Here is an 18,077-nt window from a genome sequence, read left to right on the forward strand (position 1 = left end):
TAAAGAAGCACGATTCCGTTTTGCATTTATCAAAAGCCCCGGCACATTGCCGGGGCTTTTTTTGGAGCCGATACAGTAGGTGCAGCTGTTTTTGCAATACATCCTCGATGCCTTGGCGAAATGGGGCCGGCACTCGTCCAGATGCGCTATTTTACACCGATCCGAGTAGGGCGACACCGCTCCATTCACGATTGACGATTCACGATTCACGAAAACGACCGCCATGCTATCCGTTCGCGAGCTCCGCACCGAAGACATTCCACTGATCGTTGCCTACTGGTTCGGCTGCACGCCGGAGCAGATGGCGGCTATGGGCGCCGATGCAGCGAAGCTGCCGACCCGGGAGCAGCTGGCTGCCGGGCTCGCCGGCCAGCTGGCGCTGCCGGTGGAACAGCGCCGCGCCTACGCACTGATTTGGGAGCTCGACGGCGTACCGGTGGGGCATTGCAACACCAACCCGACCACCTTTGGCGAAGAAGCGTTCATGCACCTGCACCTGTGGACGGGCAGCGATCGCCACCGCGGGCTCGGGCGGAAATTCGTGTTGCTCAGCCTCCCGTATTTCTTCAATACCCTGCAGCTGCAGCGCCTCTACTCCGAGCCCTATGCCCTCAACCCCGCGCCGAACCGCACCCTGGAGAAAGCAGGCTTCCGCCTCGAGAAAGAGTACGTTACCACACCCGGCTCCCTCAATTTCGAACAGCCGGTGAAGCGCTGGGTGATCACGAAAGACGAATGGGAGGCTTCGACAAGCTCAGCCTGACAAACGGCATTTGTCATCCCGAGCTTGTCGAGGGAGGGGTAATGTAGGTTCATAAGGTTCATAAGGTTTTGGAGGTTCTGGAGGTTGCGGTCGGCGGATGTGGGTTAGGGGTGCCGGGCAAGATCGCTTCGATCGTACCCACTGATCAAAAACCGCCTTATCGGTGAGAAGGGGGTAGGGAGCCAATCCGTGTTCATCGTATAAAATCCGTAACCCCGAAGCTTCGGGGCTGCGTTCTTTCGCTCCTCGCCTGCGGCCGATAATGCAGGTCGGCAGGACTATGTACCTTAGCCCCCTCCGCATGAGCCTCTCCCAACTACTCACCGAAGCCCGCAAGCGTAAGGGCCTGACGCAGGAAGACCTCGCCGAGGCCTCCGGCGTTACCGTGCGCACCATCCAGCGCATCGAAAGCGGGGAGACGGTGCCGCGCCCCTACACCGTAAAGGCGCTTGCCGGGGCGCTGGACGTTTCCTTCGAGTCGCTGCAGCCGCCAGTGGCGACGGAGCCTGCCTCCGAAGCCACCACTACCCCACCTGCCGCCGACGCCGATGCCGACCGGCATTTCCTGCAGCTGCACACCCTTTCCTGCTTCAGCTACCTGTTGCTCCCGTTCGTGCATTTCCTGCTGCCTCATTTCCTGTTGCGCCGCCGTGCCGGTCTCCCGGCCCCGCTCCTCCGCTTTGCCCGGGCCACGGTGCGCGGGCAGGTATACTGGGTGGTGGCGCTCAACATCAGCCTGCTCGCCCTCGTGGGCTGGAACAGCCTGCGCGCCGCCCGCTTCGGAGGTGCCGGCATCCTCGGGTACGGCTGGCCCATCGGGATCCTGTATGCCCTCAACGCGGGGCTTATTGCCCGTCGGCTCCTGCAGGCTGGCCGGTTGATCGATACGCAACAGGCTGATCTTCAATGATTGTCGGGTAAATGTCGGGCCAATGACGGTGCTGCGGAGCGCCGCTGCCGGTAGGTTTGCATCAAATCGAAACCGATGCGTCTTCCTGCCTTTTTGCTCGCGCTTGCCTTCTTTGCCTCCGTCCTGGTTGCCTCCGCACAGGCTCCCCTTCGCCTTCCTGCCGGCACTCACCGGGTGCCGTTTGAGTGGCTCTCGTCCAGTACCCCCGCCGGTCCCGAGCCGCATGCCGCCCTCTTGCTGCCGGTGGTGCTGCCCGGCTGCCCGGAGCGGCTCTACCTCCAGTTCGACCTCGGGGCGCCGCACACCATCCTGTATACCGATGCCGTGGCCGGCCTCCGCGCCCGCCATCCCCGCAGCCTGCCCGCGCCCGACTCGGCCGGCCGGCTCCGGGCCTTTGCCTTCCGCCTGGGCACCATGGCGGTGGAAGCCCCCTCGATCGGGCTCAAAGATTACGATACGTCGGGCGCCGGTCCGCGCATCATCGGCACCGCCGGCTCCGACCTCGTTGCCGGCCGCATCGTGGCGATCGACTACCCCGGCAGAGCGCTCGTTTTTGGCGACAGTCTTCCGGCACCACTGCGCGCCGGTGACATGACCCCGCTCGTTTGGGCGGCGGGCCGCGTGCTGCTGCCGGCGGTGGTGCAGGGCCGCGAAACGATGCTGTTCTTCGATACGGGCTCGAGTGCCTTTCCGCTGCTCACCGACAGTATGCAGGCAGCGGCCCTTTCAACACGCGGGGCCGCGATGGTTTCCTATCCTGTGCGCTCCTGGGGGCGCACCCTCACCGCCAACCAGGCCGCCTCCGCCGACAGCATCACCATCGGTCACCGCCGCCTCCCGCTGCGCACCGTGACCTGGATGGGAGGCGTGCCGTCCGCGCAGGTGGAGGGGATGCGCAGGATGGGCATCGGCGGCATGACGGGCAATGCCCTGTTTTCTGGCTCTGTGCTGGTACTCGACCTGAAGGCAAAACAATTTGCCGTGCTGCCGGCGGGCGCCCCTGACCGCCCGGCAACGGGTAGCGGTCACAACAGGAAGCGGTAGCCGACGTCGCCGTTACCTTCCCGCAAGCGATCCCTGTGAACGTTTTGTCAAAAGCCGCAGGCGCTTGCCTTGCCGGCGGAATGCGGTGTACCTTGAAGGGGCGGCAGTTAACCGCCGCCTCATGTACCGCTGTTTCTACGTCTTACTCGTCCTTGCCCTCTGCGCCTGCGGACCCAATAGCCGCCAGCCGCCTGCCACCAGCTCGCTGACCGCACCAGGCACCGTTGCAAAGCGCCCGGCCCTGCCCGATACCGTGTGGGAAGACGACAGCACATACTACGTAGAACTACTGGAGCCCGGTCTCGACTCGGCGCACTACATCGACGCGCTGTCGGCCATTGCCCTCCGCAAGCTCAGGGAGCACCCGGCGGAAGCAGCCTTCGATACGGCTGTTCTTCTTAACGGCTACGCCGGCGCGCTCCGGTTCCGGCAAGGCGCGCTGTTCCGCACCGGTGCACGCCATGCGCTGGTGCAGGTGCGGGACGCGGACCGCGAGCCCTTCCTCGTTTTTCGCTGGACAGGGGACTGGCGCCTGCGGCAGGTCTTGTACGTCAACGGGAAGGTCCCCGATTCGGCCTGGCAGCTTGCCGATTATGATTTCGACGGCGACCGGGACCTCGCGCTGCGCTGGTACTATTCGGCCGGCCGGTGCAACTGCGGGAAGCAATATTGCCGCAGGCTCTATGTGTACCATGCCCGACTCGACAGCCTGCTCGAAGTGGACGGCGTGCCCGGTTACCTCGATTTCGCCTTCGTGCCGGAAGAGCGGGCCCTCTACCTGGGGGAGCACTGCGACGGCTATTTCGGAAAATTCCGGATCGTGAACGATAGCCTGCAAAAGGTGGAGGAATATCAGTTCTACAACGACTTCTACGCGAACGGGGAGCCAACCTTCGACGGCGTGGAGCACCGCGTTTACCGCAACGGCAGGCAGCGCAGTACCCGGCGCGTGGCGAATGGAAACATGCCCCGCAAATGGCAACGGCTGTTGTCGGTGCGCACCCCCGTCCGCTAGCGCCCTCGAAGGCTTCCCGGGTGCGGATGCTCGCTCGCTTACTTCTCGAGCCAGTTGCGGAACCAGCGCTGGTACAGGGGAAGGATCACGTAAAAGACCGTGGGCACGGCGATGATGGTCAGTACAAAGGTGCGCAGCAGGAGCGGCATGCGCTGCAGCACGCCGCCCAGGGCGAAGAGCAGGAAAGTGATGAGCGGGTAGATGGCGAGCCACACCAGGAAGGCCCGCTTATGTTTTTCATGTTTTGGCATCGGGCGCAAAGGTAGTGCGGAGCCGTCCGGGGAAGTGCAGTGCCGGAGATGGCCATTGACGCCGTCCACTTAGCGGGGCAGGTTTTTCCGGAGGATGAAATTCCGCTCCGCCACCCGGAGTGCGCCCTCCGGCTGCAGCCGCAGCACGCCGGGCGATCCGCCTCTTGGTGCGGCCGGCGTCCGCTCTTTCGCGGTCAGCAGCGGGTCGTCGTCGAAATAGTAGTCTTCCAGCCAATAGTATGCGCCATCACGCTCCATCAGGGTAACGTGGATATGCGCCGGCGCCGCCCGGCTCGGGTACACGCCCGGCCTCAGCGTATAGAACGTATAGCGGCCGTCGGAGCCGGTGCGCACCCAACCCCGGATAGCGCCATGCCGCCGCGCCCAGCCGGTGGCGGTGGCGGGCGCCGCGTACAGGCCTTCCCCGTTGGTGTGGTACACGTACAGCACGACGCCCTCCGCCGGGGTTTGTCCGTCGCTTTCATACACAGTACCGGAGATCCGGATGCCCTGCCCGCTGTCGCGGAAATCGGGCAGCGTATCTACGGGGCGCAACCGGCGGCTTCCGTATTCCAAAACGGCTTCGCAGCCTTCGCAGGCGCCGCCGGCAAGCCGGGGCGCGCCCGTTTGCCCGTTGATCGGGTCGGCACAGGCACTGAGCCCGATCGCGAGTAATGCGATTGCTGGCAGTTTCATCGGTATGATTTGAGGGTTCTTTTCGAGCACGGCGCAGGGTCGCCGCGTACTTCTAATGTACGGGTTCCGCGGCCTGCGGGGGGCGGACTTACATCAGCGCAGGCTGTGGCCAGCGGGATTGCACCCTGCCGGTATGAGCGGTACGTGCCTGGAATCGGGGCGGGGCATTACCCTGCGAGCGGCCAGAAGTGCAGCAGCTGTTCGTCGTTCTGGTCGCCCAGCGCGAAGTTGCCCTCGCCTTTCAGGATCCGGAGCAGCGCCGTTTGCAGCAGCGCAAGCTCGCGGGCGCCGAAGTGGAGGTGGAGCGTGGCGCCGTCTTCGCGGGTCTGCCAGCAGCTCGCTTCACCGGCATCGTAATGCAGTGCAAGTTGTTGGATCACGCGGAAGGCGCGGCCGGCAACACGGGCCACTGCTGCGGTGGCGGGCGACAGGGGCAGCAGCTGGGACACGGGCGTTGCACTGGCTTCGATGGCTTCGAACAGGGCCATCAGCGCGGTGCAGCCGGCTTCATCGCCACGAAGATGACAGCCACGGTACAGCGGGTTCTCGCCCGCATACCACCAGGCAAAAAGGCGGCCGTCGTGTGTGATGGGTTCCATGAATTAAAAGGGACTTGCGCCGGATGATCAGTGGTCAGCCGCCTTCCGGTTCATTTTTACGAGGGCATATACAAAGAGCACCGCAAACAGGCCCATGAAAATAAAAATGGGCTGCACCGGGAGTCCGGGCAGGAGGAAGCCCAGCGCCACGCAGGCGATGATCAATGCATAAAAACCGTAGACCCTCGCGTCGGCTTTCTGCCGGCCCATCCGGTATTCGTACAGGTATTTGAAATAGCGAACGACCGGGTCGGTTTGCTCCTGTGCGGGGACGGGCGTGCTGGTTGACTCGCTTTCTTCGAACGGCATTGCCGGACCCGCGCTGAGCGGCACCCTTGCGCGGATCAGCTCGAGGGCGCGGTTGTATTGGTTGCCCAACACCGCGGGCGTGATCAGCACCGACGATCCCATCAGTTCGCCGGCAAAATTGGTGAGAGCCTGCAGGGCAGGATTGTAGCGGGCCCGTTGCTTTTCGGGGTGGTGCAGGTACAGGGCCAGCACCGTTTCCGTTGCCATCGATCTCCGGTTGCTGCTTGGTACTTTGATCTCGCGGGCTTCCTTGATCTCGCTCCAGCGGATGAGTCCCGTAGTAATACCGCCCTCGTTCGACTCGATGCCTTCGTCGTCCATGCGGAACACGAACTCGTTGCGGAGAAAGCGCTGGAACAGCTTTACACTGAGGAAGCTGCCCACCAGCACCATGAAGCCGCTCATGACGTACATCATGGTGGGCATCTCGTTGCCCTCGGGATTGACGAAGGTGAAGTATACGAACAGGAACATGAGGCCCAGGGCAATGACGATGGGAATGAGGTACAGGAAGCGGTTGGGACGGATCTCGATCGGGGTCATGGTAAGCGGATAGGCGGTTGGCCTAAAGGTAGCAAAAGGCGCAGCACCTTAACGGCCCTTTTACACCGCTCCGCCCGGTTTTCGCGTATTTTACGGGCCTATCTTTCCCTCATATGAAGAAAACCCTGTTCGCCCTTTCCGTTCTCGCATGCGCATTCGGCGCCGGAGCGCAAACCGCGCCCGCACTACCGGCAGGCAAGTACGACCACCGCGCCGCCTTCAACCCCGGGTTCTATACCACACCCGGCAACGAGTTCCGCTCCGCCTCCGGCGCACCGGGACCGAAGTACTGGCAGAACCGTGCCGACTACAGCATCGCCGTTACCCTCGACACGGGAGCGCACCGGGTGAGCGGCACCGCGGCCATCACCTACAGCAACAACTCGCCCGACGCCCTGCAGTTCCTCTGGCTGCAGCTCGATCAGAACATTTACCAGGCGGGCTCACGCGGCTCCGCCACCACCACGCAGGCCGGCGGCCGCTGGGCCAACCCCGCCTTTACGCAGGGCAACGTACTCCGAAGCGTGCAGCTCGCCGGGAGCGGCGGCGCCAAAACGGCTGCTAAGTATATCGTCACCGACACCCGCATGCAGGTATGGCTGCCTTCGGCCCTGAAGCCGGGCGAGAAGACGACGCTGCACATCGACTACGAGTTTGTGATCCCCGAGCGCGGCACCGACCGCATGGGCCGCATGCAGACGAAGAACGGCAGTATTTATACGGTGGCCCAGTGGTTCCCGCGTATGGCCGTATACGACGACATCCAGGGCTGGAACACGCTGCCCTACCTCGGCGCCGGGGAGTTTTACCTCGAGTTCGGCAACATCGACTACAGCATTACCGCACCCGCCAACCTGGTGGTGGTGGGCTCCGGCGCGCTGACCAACGAAGCCGAGGTGCTCACGCCGGTGCAGCAGGCGCGCCTCGCGCAGGCACGCGCCTCCGAGGCCACCGTGGCCCTGCGCACCGCCGCGGAGGTCACCGACCGAAAGGCGAACCCCGCCTCCGGCAGCAAGACCTGGCGCTTCCGCATGGAGAACACCCGCGACGCCGCCTGGAGCGCCTCGCGCGCCTTTGTGTGGGACGCGGCGCGCATCAACCTGCCTTCCGGCAAGAAGTCGCTGGCCATGAGCGTGTACCCCGTCGAGAGCATCAAGAAGGACGGCTGGCAGCGCTCCACCGAGTTCACCAAGGCCTCGATCGAGCATTACTCGACGATGTGGTACGAATATCCCTGGCCCGCAGCCATCAACGTGGCGGGCAACGTTTCCGGCATGGAGTATCCCGGCATCGTGTTCTGTAGTTATACGGACAGCGGCGCAGACCTCTGGGGCGTCACCGACCATGAGTTCGGCCATGCCTGGTTCCCGATGATCGTGGGCTCCAACGAGCGCAAATATGCCTGGATGGACGAAGGCTTCAACACGTTCATTAACGACCTCTCTACGAAGGCCTTCAACAAGGGCGAGTTCGTAGCCTCTGACCTGGCGGGCATCGGCGGCGATATGACCGGCTATGTGTTCCACGACAAGATGGACCCGCTGTGGACGGCGCCCGACGCGGTGCAGCAGGCCAACCTCGGCGTCACGGCGTATTTCAAGCCCGCCATGATGCTGGGCGCGCTCCGCGAAGTGGTGCTGGGTCCCGAGCGCTTCGATCTTGCCTTCCGCGAGTACATCCGCCGCTGGGCCTTTAAGCATCCCACGCCCAACGACTTCTTTCATACGATGGAAAATGTGAGCGGTGAGGACCTCGGCTGGTTCTGGCGCGGCTGGGTGTTCGGCAACTGGAAGCTCGACCAGGCCGTGACGGCCGTGAAGTACAATGCCAATGACCCGGCGAAGGGCGCCTCCATCACCGTGGAGAACCGCGAGCAGATGCCGATGCCGGTGATCGTGCAGGTCCGCGAGAGCAATGGCAAAACGCAGACGATCCAGCTCCCCGTGGAGGTCTGGCAGCGCGGCGCCACCTGGACCTTCCGCGTACCCACCACGAGCCGGATCGAGGAGGTGCTCCTCGACCCCGATAAGAAGCTCCCGGACGTCGATCGCACGAACAATACCCTGAAGCCGAAGGAGTTTTAATGTGCTGATGTGCTAATGAGTTAGTGTGTTAATGTGCTGATTTGGTTGAGCCCTGTCGTAAGACGGGGCTTTTACCCATCCCCTAACCCCTTCCCTTTGGGAAGGGGTTAGGGGATGGGCGTATTAGCACATTACCCCATTACCCCATTAGCACATTAACTTGCGGTATGCGTTCCGTGGTACTTGGATTTGGCGGATTGATCCTCCTGTTGTTGCTGTTCTTCCGGCTCAGCGCGCTGCAGCTGTGGCGGGGTGAGGCCAGGCTCGAGGTGGTGGTGGCCGGGGCGGCGGTGCTTTTCTTTTGTATCGGCGTCTTCGTGAACCGCCGGAGCCTGCGCTCGCAAGCAGCGACGGATACGCCCGTGGCCGCTCCGGCGGCGCCTGCCAGCCTGTCACCCGATGCCGGTGCCGCGCAGTCCGCGGGGCTCACGGCGCGCGAGCTCGAGGTGCTCCAGAAGATGGCCGAGGGCCTCTCCAATGCGGAGATCGGGGCCGCGCTCTTTCTCTCGGAGAGCACCATCAAGACCCATGTCTCGAACATCCTCTTCAAGCTCGATGCAAAGCGGCGCACCGCCGCCGTGCAGGCGGCAAGGGCCCGCGGAATCCTTTTCTGATGCCTATTTCCTACTTTCGGAGGAGCAGTTTCCGCCTTCCGGATGACCCGGGTCCCAGCCGCGAAGCCGAAGTTTGCCCCCTAAACAAAACCCGTTATGAAACAAACTGCACTTCGCTACGGCGGCCTCAGCCTCGCCTCCCTGGTGGTCATCTTCAGCCTTACCTTCCTCGTTTTCCGCGGCAGCACCGACTATGACAAAATGGAAGTGCTGGGCTATCTCAGCATGCTCGTGGCGATGGCCTTCGTGTTCTTCGGGATCCGCCACTACCGCAACGAGGTGGCCGGCGGCTACCTTTCGTTCGGGGCCGGACTAAAGGTGGGATTGCTGATCGTGATCATCCCCGCCATCGGCTTCGGGCTCTTCGACCTGCTCTATACAGAGGTCCTCAACCCGGGCTGGAAGGCCTCCTATACGGCGCACCAGCTCACGAAGCTGAAGCCCGAAGAGCAGGAAGCCTTCCGCAAGGAGATGGAAGCATTCGCGAATCCCGTCTTTCAATTTGTGGCAATGGCCGGCACCGTACTCGTGCTTGGCCTCATCGTGACCATCATCTCCACGCTCGCCCTTATGCGGCGGCGGGGCGTAGCTGCGAGTTTGTAGTTTGAAGTTTGTGGTTTGAAGTTTTGCGGAGGGTTCTTCATTCCTGATGGCCCCCTTTCCGGTCAGGCTGCAGGGTAACATCAACGGAATGCGCCCGGCATACCCCTCACAACCCAACAACCCCAGAACCTTAAACCCCTTCACTTCTTCGGTTCCCTGTTCCTTGTTCCCTGTTCCACTGTTCCCTCTGTTCCCTCTGTTCCCTGGATCTGCGCAACTACCGGCGTAGCCGGCGTTTGCTCTTCGCATTCGACCGCTTTGCGCAGCTCTTCGAGGCCGGCTTCCTCTACCACGGAGCGGAGCACCTCGTTGCCCCGGCGTTCCCATTGCACGAGGCGAAGGTGCCCGTCGGCGATCTCGATGCCCGAGATGGACCCGTCGGCGAAGCAGCAACAGCCCGAGTTGAAGTAGGAGGGCTGCAGCTTCAGGTAGTCTTCGGAGATATTGCTGTATTCGAACTTACGCTCGCGGATGGCCGCCTCGGCAGTGGCGATGGCGGCGGTGTCGCTGCCGGCGCGGGCAAAGAGCAGCTGGCGGTAGAGGCGCTCGATGTGCGTGAGCGATTCGAATACGGGCTGGTGCGTATGGCCGGTAATAAGCAGCAGGCCGGGCTGCGCGGCGCTCCACTCGTACATGAGCGTGTTGTGCAGGGTCTTGAGCGTGGTGTCGTAGGCCGGCGTGTTGGGGTTGATGGCAAGCCAGGCCTGCAGCGGCGCCCAGATACGCGCCACGAAGAACTTGGAGAACCAGTTGCCGTCGCTCACCTCGTCGCCCTGGTGGCCGTGGGTGCAGAAGATGTCGAGCGGCCCGCCAGCCGTTTCGGTGCGGAGGAGCACGCCTTCATACACCGGCATCTCCGTGCCGTACACCGACCGTAGATATACGGGTGCGAGCGGGTCGTTCTCCCACTGCAGGTCGTGGTTGCCGAAGATCTTGATGAAGGCGCCGCGATCGTGGAATTCTTTTTCCTTGGCGAAGGTGGCGCTGTGGGCCTTGCTCACGGTGAGCCAGCTGTTCTCCCAGAGCTCCTCGCAGTCGCCGAGGGCCACCAGCGTATAGCCCTCTCGGGCATAGTGGCCGAGGGCGCCGAGGTAGGCCGGCTCGCAGGTAGCGAAGTCGTCGGCGCCGTTGCGCCCGCCCTTGTGCTGGTCGGAAAAGATGATGAATTTACCCTGGGCCTCGGTGAAGGGCAGCGCGAGTCCTTTCTTGTATTTCCCCTGCCGGATGCAATCAAGCAGCTTGCTGAGCGCCGTGAACACCCGCGTCCGGTCGGGGCGCGACGAATAGCGCGCGCTGAGGCGGAGCACAGGTTTCAGGAGGAGCTTTCGGAGCAGGCGCTTGATCAATGTGCTAATGGGTTAATGTGCTAATGGGTTAATGAAGGGAAACGAGCGGATACTGCCATGCGGATCGGCAGGCAACAGGCCCGTATCGTTTACCAACATGCCCGGTTATCCATTCAAAAATGGAACCACTCGCTTACGCTTACACTGCGGATCAGCTGGCGCGAGCCAGGTTGAGCACATCAGCATATTAACTTATCAGCACATTACTTCAACCTGTATTTCTTCATCAGCGCCAGCAACACCCCGTTGGTCCAGCCGAAGCCGTCCTGGGTGGGGTATTCGCCGCCGCCGCCTGGCTTCGCCGCGTTCACGACGTCGTATTTCTCGGTGAGCTTGCCGGTTTGCCGGAACACGCGGAGGTTGAGGCGCACCCAGCGCTCCGCCACCGTGCGGGCGAGCGCTTTGTGCCCGTACTGCTCGAGGCCCATTACGGTCACCCACTGCAGCGGTGCCCAGCCGTTGGGCGCATCCCACTGCTCCCCGGTGCTGCGCAGGGTGGTGACCACACCGCCGGGCTTGAGGAAGCTTTTCTGCAGCAGGGGCAAGGCGCGCCGGGCCTGCTCCTTGCTGGCGATGCCGAGGAAGAAGGGGTACATGCCGGCGAGCGTGGGCGCATGCGCGGGGCGCTTCCCTTGCAGGTCATAGTCCGTGAACCAGCCGGCCTTCGGCGACCAGCACCACTTGATGATCGCCTGGCGCCGCGCGGTGGCGGCGGCATCGAAGCGGCGCGCGGTTTCCTCCATGCCCTTTTGCCGCAGGGCTTTGGCGATCGTGCCTTCGAGGTGATAGAGGAGGCAGTTGAGGTCAACAGGAAGGAAGGTGGTGGTGCGGATGGTGGCCAGCGAACGGCCGTCGCCGAACCAACGCGAGCTGAAGTCCCAGCCGCTCTCCGCGGCGGAGCGGATGTCGCGGTAGAGGCCTTCGCGGGAGTGCAGCCCCGGCGGCGTCAGGTGGGTGTCTTCGTGCCAGGCCTCCTGCCGCGGAAGCTCCAGCTGGTCCCAGTAGCGGTTCAGCACGGAGCCGTCGGGCATGGTCACCGCGTGCCTGGTAGCAGCGGTGCTGTCCATCCAATAGGCATACTCCCGCTGCAGCTGCGGCAGGTAGGTGCTGTATACGTCGTTGCCCTTGATGCCGGCGAGGAGCTCCACCATGAGCGAGAAGAAGGGTGGCTGCGAACGGCTCAGGTAGTAGGTGCGGTTGCCGTTGGGGATATGGCCGTAGGTGTCGATGAGCCAGGCGAAGTTCTTCACGAGGTTCTCGATGATGCCGTGCTCGCCGCTTTCGCGGAGCCCGAGCATCGTGAAGTAGGTATCCCAGTAATAGATCTCGCGGAAGCGGCCGCCCGGCACGATGTACTCGTAGGGAAGGGGCAGCAGCGAGGAGCCGGCGGCGGTGCTGTCGGCCTTGCGGTGGAGCACATGCCACAACCGGTTGATATGCTTTTCGACGTCGGTCTCCGTGGTCTCGTAATCGGAGAGCGGCTTTTGCGGCAGGAAGAAGTGCTCCTCCACGAAGCGGGCGAGGTCTACGTGGTCGCCGTTCTTGACCAGTGCCAGGTATTTATACTGGATCTTGTGCGGGTCCTCCTTCGGGATGGCATCCACAAAGGTTTTGGAGTCGGGGAACAGTCGGCTTTCCTGCACCGCCGTGAACAGCGGTCCATAGAGCTGATCGGGAGTTTCCTTGTTCTGGGCCATCGGGCAATCTGCGAAGGAGATCAAAGTCAGGAGTAGGAGCAGGGGGCGCATGGGGAAGGGTTTTGAAAGGTTCAGTGGGGTTCAGAAGGGTTCAGAAGGGTTGGGTGTCCCTTACTACTGTGCCGCAACCTTCCTGAACCTTCCTAAACCCTCCTAAACCTTGTTCTATTGTCCTGCGATCATCGAGATCTCGACGTTGACGAAGCGGGGCAGCGCCGACACCTGCACGGTTTCGCGGGCGGGGAAGGCGCTGTCGAAATATTTCCCGTAGATCTCGTTGACCTCGCTGAAGCGGTTCATGTCGGTGAGGAAGATGGTCGTTTTCAGCACATGGCTGAAGTTGAGTCCGGCCTCCTGGAGGATCGCCTTGAGGTTGTGCATCACCTGGTGCGTTTCTTCCTGCAGGTCGGTATTCTTCAGCTGGCCGGTGGCCGGGTCGAGGCAGATCTGGCCGGAGATGAAGAGCAGGTTGCCGAAGCGCACGGCCTGGTTGTAGGGCCCGATGGGAGCGGGGGCGTGTGGGGTTTGGATGATCTGTTTTTCCATGGGCCGAATATCGGCATTCATCGGCCACGGCACCCGAAAAGTTTGGCGCGGTAGCCGCGATTGGGCTAGGTTTGCGCCATGCAGATCGCGATCCTTTGTGCCGATGCGCGCCGCGCGGAGCTGGCCGCCGCCTTTCCTTCCCTCACCGCTGCGCAATGGGGCGCGGCGCCCGAAGCCGTGGGCTCCGCCGACCTCCTCATCGACCTCTTGTTCGATGGCAGCGCCGACCGCCTCCGGACGCTGCGCGGCAAGGGCCGGCAGGTGTGGGTGCAGTACGCCGGCACCCCGGTCGAGGGCATCGACGACGTGGTACGGATCGCGGGCTGGCCGGGCTTCCTCGACGGCAAACTGCTCGAAGTAGCGGGCGAAGAAGCGGTCCGCGAAACGACCGAGGCGGCTGCGGTGGCTTTAGGCAAGCAGCTGCTGTGGGTGCCCGGTGGCCCAGGCCTCGTTACGCCGCGCGTCATCGCCATGATCATCAACGAGGCCTACCATGCACTTTCCGAAGGCGTGAGCACGAAGGAAGCCATCAATACGGCCATGAAGCTAGGTACCAACTATCCCTTCGGGCCCTTCGAGTGGGCGGAGCGGATCGGGCTGAAGGAGGTAGCAGCACTCCTGCAGGCGCTGGCGCAAACGAACGATCGGTATGCGCCTAATGCGTTATTGCTGGAAGAAGCCGGCCTTCGGAACCAGTGATCAGTCTGGTAACTTGTGTTGCAGGACCTGAGTTAGGTATGCGGCCGCAGGCGGCCTTTTTCACGCGGCGGCGCGGCGACGCAACGCTTCGACTTCTTTCGATATAGTACCGATAGCAAAATCTCCTGTGTTTCGTTGTGCCGTCGTGCCGTCGCGTTGCGGGGCGACAGCCCCGGTAACCGCGCATGCGCGGTGCTCCTGATCGATTCGCCAGTAATTGAAGTAGCAATCAGCTATTCTTATCTCAGCATCCCGCGCAACGCAGCCACGTATTCCGGGTTGTCGGTGATGCCGTCGTGTCCTTGTCCCGGCAGCGTGATGAGGGTATCGCCCGGCTTCAGGTGCCGCTGCAGTTTGAGCGAGGAGCCATAAGGTACTACGTCGTCGCGGTCGCCGTGAAACAGGGTCACCGGCACCCGGCACGACTCCAGGTAGGTGCCCGTTTCGAAATTGTACTTCAGCAGGAAGGTGGGCAGGATCCGGTAGTGGTGCCGCATTACGTCGGCAAGGCTGTAGTAAGGTGCCTGCAGGAGGAGCTGCTTTGGCTTGTTGGCCGATGCGAGCCAGGCGGCCGGCCCGGTGCCGATGGAGTAGCCGAGCACCACGATCCTGTTTTCGGGGTATTGCCGCTTCTGGTCATCATAGGCTGCCTGCACCGCGTCAAGTAGTTGCTTCTTGCTGCGGATGGCGCCGCCGCTCTTGCCGTAGCCGGGATAGTCCAGTAGAAATACGTCCCAGCCGAGATCGGTATACCGCTTTGCCACCGCACCCCAGCGGTTCACCGAGCCGGCGTTGCCGTGGAGGTAGAACACAAGTCCTTTACTGTTGTCAGCCTTGAAGTGGAGCCCGTGCAGCGTGTCAGCGCCATGGCGGATGAAGCGCTCTTCGAAAGGCGTATCAAAAGAGAACCCGTGGTCTCGCGCCAGCCGCTCCGGGAAGAAGATCAGCTTTTCCTGGAGCAGGTACACCGCGATACAAATAATGAGGTAACCAACGGCAAGTAGTTGCAGGGTGCGGAGCAGGATCATTTTCGTATTGGGTAGGGCCATAAAGAGGGCATTGCTGCAGTGGGCGTTTTAGAAAGATAGCAATTCGCTGCAAAGCGCCTGCTGATGGTGCGCAGCTCCCATGATAACAAACGAATCCAACACCGGCCATACCGTTGATGATTGTTTCTTCCCCGACGACTGTTTCCCTTATGTCTGACGCTTCACGCCCCGCCGATAAGTACACCACATCTCAACGCTACCCGGACCCATTCACGATTGACGATTCACGTCTCCCCTCCTTCCTGGGGAGGGGCCGGGGGATGGGTCACGCCCCCATATGGTGGATCACGTAGGTCACCACGCCCCAGATCACTTTATCGGCATCGCCGTCCACGGGAATGGGCGCGAGCTTGCTGGCAGGCACGAGGCAGGCCTTGCCGCCCTGCTTCTCGTAGCGGCGGATCAGCAGCTCGCCGTTCACCACCGCGATCACGATGCGCCCGTGCGCCGCCTCGAGGGCACGGTCCACGATCACCACGTCGCCCGTATGGATGCCCGCGCCCGCCATCGCCTCGCTGTGTACCCGCATGAAGAAGGTGGCTGCCTTGTTCCGGATCAACTGCTCGTTGAGGTCGATGCCCTCGTGCTGCGCCGCGCCGAAAGAGGGAGCAGGAGCCTGTTCGATGTTGTCGGTGCTGTTGCGGCGGGAGGGCAGAAAGTAATCGTTGGGCTCCATAACAAAAAATTTGGTTTGCTAAATTTCTGGGTAAATTTATGCTAATTACTTTAGCAAAAAATAAACCAGCATCTATGGAATCCCCGATCGCCTCCCTTCCCGGCTACCGCATTCACGAATACCGCCTGGTGGTGCCTCTCTCCGAAGCGTTGCAGGAGCGCATCGGCACCTTACGGGAACGCCTGTACGAACGGCACCGCGTAAAGGCAGGACCAGAGGCTCCGCCCGCGCTCGCGCTGCTGCACTTCCATGCCTTCGAAAAGACCGAGTCGCGCCTGCTCGAGCGCCTGCAGGGTGTGGCTATGGGGGTTGCGCCGTTCAAAGTGGAGCTCCAGAATTTCTCGGCCTACCCGTCGCACAGCATCTACATCAACGTGCCCACGCGTGCGCCCTTCCAGGAGCTGGTAAAGGAGTTGAAGAAATTGAAATGGCTGATGAACATACAGGGCCACGAGCCGCATTTTATCTCCGAGCCGCAGCTCGTGCTCGCGCAGCGCCTGAAGCCGATGCCCTTTATCGGCATGTGGATGGAATGCGAGCACTCGGAGTTCAGCGGTCGCTTTATCGCCGACGAGCTGCTGCTCCTGCGCCGCAATGCGGAGCGCGGACGCTGGGAGGAGCTGCGCCGCTTCGAGCTGCAACAGGTAGGCTCAGTCGTGAAACAGGGAGAACTGTTCGGGTGAGTCGAGCTCAGGATAGGCCACGTGCTTCACGGTGTCTTCATGGTTCGTGTCGGCACCGGGGCGGCCGAGGCTGCGGTCCACGGTATGGGCACGCAGGTAGGCGTCGGGACAGGGATGCAGCAGTTCCTGGATGCGCTCCTTCGGCAGCTCGGGTTGCAGCCACTCGGTCCAGGCCGCCGGCGGCAGGATCACCGGCATCCGCTGCTTCGTGTTGTGGATGCGTGCCATCAACGGGTTGGCATCGGTGGTGATGATGGCGAAGGTGCGGAACAGCTCGCCCGTCTCGGGCTCGGTCCAATGGCTGTAGATGCCGGCAAAGCCGAAGAGGCCCTCGTCCTGCGCCTGCACATAGTGCGGGTACTTCTTTTTCTGGTATTCCATCCATTCGAAGAAGCCATCGGCGAGCACGAGGCAGCGGCGCTTCGGGATATAGCTGCGGAAGGCAGGCTTCTCGAAGATGGTGTCGTTGCGGGCATTCAGCGTCTGGGCACGCAGCTTCTGCGCATCGGCGAGCGAGGCCGTCCAGTGCGGAATGAGGCCCCAGTTGTAGGCCTGCACCGTACCGGGCTCCTGGCTCGTGATCACGGGCATCGTGGGAAAGGTAAAGCCGTTGGCATGATAGACCGGCTCATAGGGCAGCTCCCACTCGGCGGCGATGAGCTTCATCACCTGCTCCTGCTTCTTCGTCAGCGAATAATGGTAACACATCGTCCGATAAAGGTAGAGCAGTTTCAAGTGTAACATGCGCAGCCGCCAACCTCCTAAACCTCCTAAACCCCCTAAACCCCCTAAACCTCCTAAACCTTGCCCTCCGACCTCCTCCATTCCAAGTCCAACCTCCATTCCCTCGGCCAATCCGAGGGCGAACCCGAATACAAGGCCGGCCGCGGGGCGCAGTTCAACACGCCCAACCGCTTCGACCGCACCCGGCACGTTGCCGAGCACATCGAAGGCATCGACGAGTGGGTGGCCGAAGACGTGCGCACGCAGTTCATCGAGGTGGAGGCGAAGTCGCTCGTCAACAAGGTCGACTCGCCCGATGTGGGCATGCTTTACAGCATCAACCCCTACCAGGGCTGCGAGCACGGCTGCATCTATTGCTACGCGCGCAACTCCTTCGAGTACCTCGGCTTCTCCGCGGGCCTCGACTTCGAAAGTAAGATCCACGTCAAGAAGAACGCACCACAGCTGCTGCGGCAGTTCCTGCTCCATCCCAAATGGCAATGCGTGCCCCTGTCGCTCAGCGGCAACACCGATTGCTACCAGCCGGCCGAGCGCCGCTTCGGCATCACGCGCAGCCTCATCGAGGTGTGCCGCGAGTTCAGCCAGCCCGTCGGCATCATCACCAAGAACGCCGGCATCCTGCGCGATAAAGAGTTGTTGTCGGAAATGGGTCAACGGCGAATCGCTTCCGTGCTCATGACCATCAATACGCTCAACGAAGACCTGCGCCGCGTGATGGAGCCCCGCACGACCACGGCGGCCCAGCGCCTGCGGGTGCTGGAGGTGCTGAGCAAAGCCGGCGTGCAAACGGGTATCATGATGGGGCCGCTCATTCCCGGGCTCAACGACCACGAGGTGCCGGCACTGCTCAAAGCCGCGGCCGATGCCGGCGCTACCTTTTCGGCCTACACCTTCGTACGGCTCAACGGGGCCGTCAAGTTCCTGTTTCACGATTGGCTCTATACCAACTTTCCCGACCGTGCCGACAAAGTGTGGCACCTGATCGAAGATGCGCACGGCGGGCGGGTGAACGATTCCGAATTCGGGCGTCGTATGGCGGGCGAAGGTGCGCTGGCCAAACTCGTGGCCGATCAATACCGCGCCTATACGAAGAAATACGGGTTTGGGCACGAGCGCCACGGGCTCGACTGCACGGCCTTCCGGAGGCCGGGCGAGCAGATGAAGCTGTTCTGATGCAGCAATCGGCGCGGTGCTGCGGTCTGTGTT

The 18,077-nt window shown here is 62.3% G+C and carries 20 protein-coding genes; 10 read left to right on the forward strand and 10 right to left on the reverse strand.

Going from position 1 to position 18,077, the window contains the following annotated elements:
• Positions 1-223 precede the first annotated feature (223 nt).
• From ABD937_RS03050 to ABD937_RS03065, 4 genes are all read left to right on the forward strand, one after another.
• Complete coding sequence (locus tag ABD937_RS03050) at positions 224-763, forward strand: GNAT family N-acetyltransferase (protein ID WP_345253270.1); 540 nt, start codon at positions 224-226, stop codon at positions 761-763.
• A 301-nt stretch (positions 764-1,064) separates the two neighbouring features.
• Complete coding sequence (locus tag ABD937_RS03055) at positions 1,065-1,673, forward strand: helix-turn-helix transcriptional regulator (protein ID WP_345253272.1); 609 nt, start codon at positions 1,065-1,067, stop codon at positions 1,671-1,673.
• Positions 1,674-1,748: 75 nt separating this feature from the next.
• Positions 1,749-2,717, forward strand: a complete 969-nt coding sequence (locus ABD937_RS03060) for a hypothetical protein (RefSeq protein WP_345253274.1) — start codon at positions 1,749-1,751, stop codon at positions 2,715-2,717.
• Between the two features lie 121 nt (positions 2,718-2,838).
• Positions 2,839-3,732: a hypothetical protein gene (locus ABD937_RS03065; RefSeq protein ID WP_345253276.1), complete on the forward strand. Its 894-nt coding sequence runs from the start codon at positions 2,839-2,841 to the stop codon at positions 3,730-3,732.
• A 38-nt stretch (positions 3,733-3,770) separates the two neighbouring features.
• Here ABD937_RS03065 and ABD937_RS03070 read toward each other — a convergent pair whose 3' ends face one another.
• From ABD937_RS03070 to ABD937_RS03085, 4 genes are all read right to left on the reverse strand, one after another.
• Complete coding sequence (locus ABD937_RS03070) at positions 3,771-3,983, reverse strand: putative antibiotic biosynthesis monooxygenase (protein ID WP_345253278.1); 213 nt, start codon at positions 3,981-3,983, stop codon at positions 3,771-3,773.
• A 69-nt stretch (positions 3,984-4,052) separates the two neighbouring features.
• A complete protein-coding gene (locus ABD937_RS03075; RefSeq protein WP_345253280.1) occupies positions 4,053-4,679 on the reverse strand; it encodes a dioxygenase family protein in 627 nt (208 codons plus the stop codon).
• A 167-nt stretch (positions 4,680-4,846) separates the two neighbouring features.
• Positions 4,847-5,278: a hypothetical protein gene (locus tag ABD937_RS03080; protein ID WP_345253282.1), complete on the reverse strand. Its 432-nt coding sequence runs from the start codon at positions 5,276-5,278 to the stop codon at positions 4,847-4,849.
• Between the two features lie 27 nt (positions 5,279-5,305).
• Positions 5,306-6,130 carry an STM3941 family protein gene (locus tag ABD937_RS03085; RefSeq protein WP_345253284.1) on the reverse strand — a complete coding sequence of 275 codons (825 nt, stop codon included), beginning with the start codon at positions 6,128-6,130 and terminating at the stop codon, positions 5,306-5,308.
• 113 nt (positions 6,131-6,243) lie between these two features.
• On the opposite strand from ABD937_RS03085, the gene ABD937_RS03090 reads away from it, so the two are divergent.
• From ABD937_RS03090 to ABD937_RS03100, 3 genes are all read left to right on the forward strand, one after another.
• On the forward strand, positions 6,244-8,214 hold the full coding sequence (locus ABD937_RS03090; RefSeq protein WP_345253286.1) for a M1 family metallopeptidase: 1,971 nt from the start codon (positions 6,244-6,246) through the stop codon (positions 8,212-8,214).
• Between the two features lie 167 nt (positions 8,215-8,381).
• Positions 8,382-8,828 carry a response regulator transcription factor gene (locus ABD937_RS23890; protein WP_425185802.1) on the forward strand — a complete coding sequence of 149 codons (447 nt, stop codon included), beginning with the start codon at positions 8,382-8,384 and terminating at the stop codon, positions 8,826-8,828.
• 96 nt (positions 8,829-8,924) lie between these two features.
• Positions 8,925-9,431 (forward strand): DUF4199 domain-containing protein, encoded by a 507-nt coding sequence (locus ABD937_RS03100; RefSeq protein WP_345253288.1) that lies wholly within the window; start codon positions 8,925-8,927, stop codon positions 9,429-9,431.
• Between the two features lie 140 nt (positions 9,432-9,571).
• Here the strand turns inward: ABD937_RS03100 and ABD937_RS03105 are convergent, their stop codons facing one another.
• The 3 genes from ABD937_RS03105 to ABD937_RS03115 form a co-directional block, all read right to left on the reverse strand.
• A complete protein-coding gene (locus ABD937_RS03105; protein WP_345253290.1) occupies positions 9,572-10,777 on the reverse strand; it encodes a metallophosphoesterase in 1,206 nt (401 codons plus the stop codon).
• 203 nt (positions 10,778-10,980) lie between these two features.
• The gene (treA, locus tag ABD937_RS03110) at positions 10,981-12,525 is read right to left on the reverse strand and encodes an alpha,alpha-trehalase TreA (RefSeq protein WP_345253292.1); all 1,545 of its coding nucleotides are present in this window, start codon (positions 12,523-12,525) and stop codon (positions 10,981-10,983) included.
• A gap of 114 nt (positions 12,526-12,639) precedes the next feature.
• Complete coding sequence (locus ABD937_RS03115; RefSeq protein WP_345253294.1) at positions 12,640-13,020, reverse strand: RidA family protein; 381 nt, start codon at positions 13,018-13,020, stop codon at positions 12,640-12,642.
• Positions 13,021-13,098: 78 nt separating this feature from the next.
• Between ABD937_RS03115 and ABD937_RS03120 the strand changes: the two genes are divergently transcribed.
• The gene (locus ABD937_RS03120) at positions 13,099-13,719 is read left to right on the forward strand and encodes a 3-hydroxyacyl-CoA dehydrogenase family protein (RefSeq protein WP_345253296.1); all 621 of its coding nucleotides are present in this window, start codon (positions 13,099-13,101) and stop codon (positions 13,717-13,719) included.
• A 239-nt stretch (positions 13,720-13,958) separates the two neighbouring features.
• Here ABD937_RS03120 and ABD937_RS03125 read toward each other — a convergent pair whose 3' ends face one another.
• Together ABD937_RS03125 and ABD937_RS03130 are read right to left on the reverse strand one after the other, a co-directional pair.
• Positions 13,959-14,768 (reverse strand): alpha/beta hydrolase, encoded by an 810-nt coding sequence (locus ABD937_RS03125; protein ID WP_345253298.1) that lies wholly within the window; start codon positions 14,766-14,768, stop codon positions 13,959-13,961.
• A gap of 265 nt (positions 14,769-15,033) precedes the next feature.
• Positions 15,034-15,444, reverse strand: coding sequence for a LexA family protein (locus ABD937_RS03130; RefSeq protein ID WP_345253300.1), 411 nt, complete (start codon positions 15,442-15,444; stop codon positions 15,034-15,036).
• A 74-nt stretch (positions 15,445-15,518) separates the two neighbouring features.
• On the opposite strand from ABD937_RS03130, the gene ABD937_RS03135 reads away from it, so the two are divergent.
• Complete coding sequence (locus ABD937_RS03135) at positions 15,519-16,127, forward strand: 2'-5' RNA ligase family protein (protein ID WP_345253302.1); 609 nt, start codon at positions 15,519-15,521, stop codon at positions 16,125-16,127.
• On the opposite strand, the gene ABD937_RS03140 is transcribed toward ABD937_RS03135, so the two are convergent.
• Positions 16,095-16,835, reverse strand: a complete 741-nt coding sequence (locus ABD937_RS03140) for an SOS response-associated peptidase (protein ID WP_345253304.1) — start codon at positions 16,833-16,835, stop codon at positions 16,095-16,097. The genes ABD937_RS03135 and ABD937_RS03140 overlap by 33 nt on opposite strands.
• Before the next feature lie 96 nt (positions 16,836-16,931).
• Between ABD937_RS03140 and ABD937_RS03145 the strand changes: the two genes are divergently transcribed.
• Positions 16,932-18,044, forward strand: a complete 1,113-nt coding sequence (locus ABD937_RS03145; protein ID WP_345253306.1) for a PA0069 family radical SAM protein — start codon at positions 16,932-16,934, stop codon at positions 18,042-18,044.
• Positions 18,045-18,077: the final 33 nt, after the last annotated feature.

Origin of the sequence: Flaviaestuariibacter amylovorans (genome assembly GCF_039541815.1) — a bacterium.
Classification (GTDB): Bacteria; Bacteroidota; Bacteroidia; order Chitinophagales; family Chitinophagaceae; genus Flavisolibacter; species Flavisolibacter amylovorans.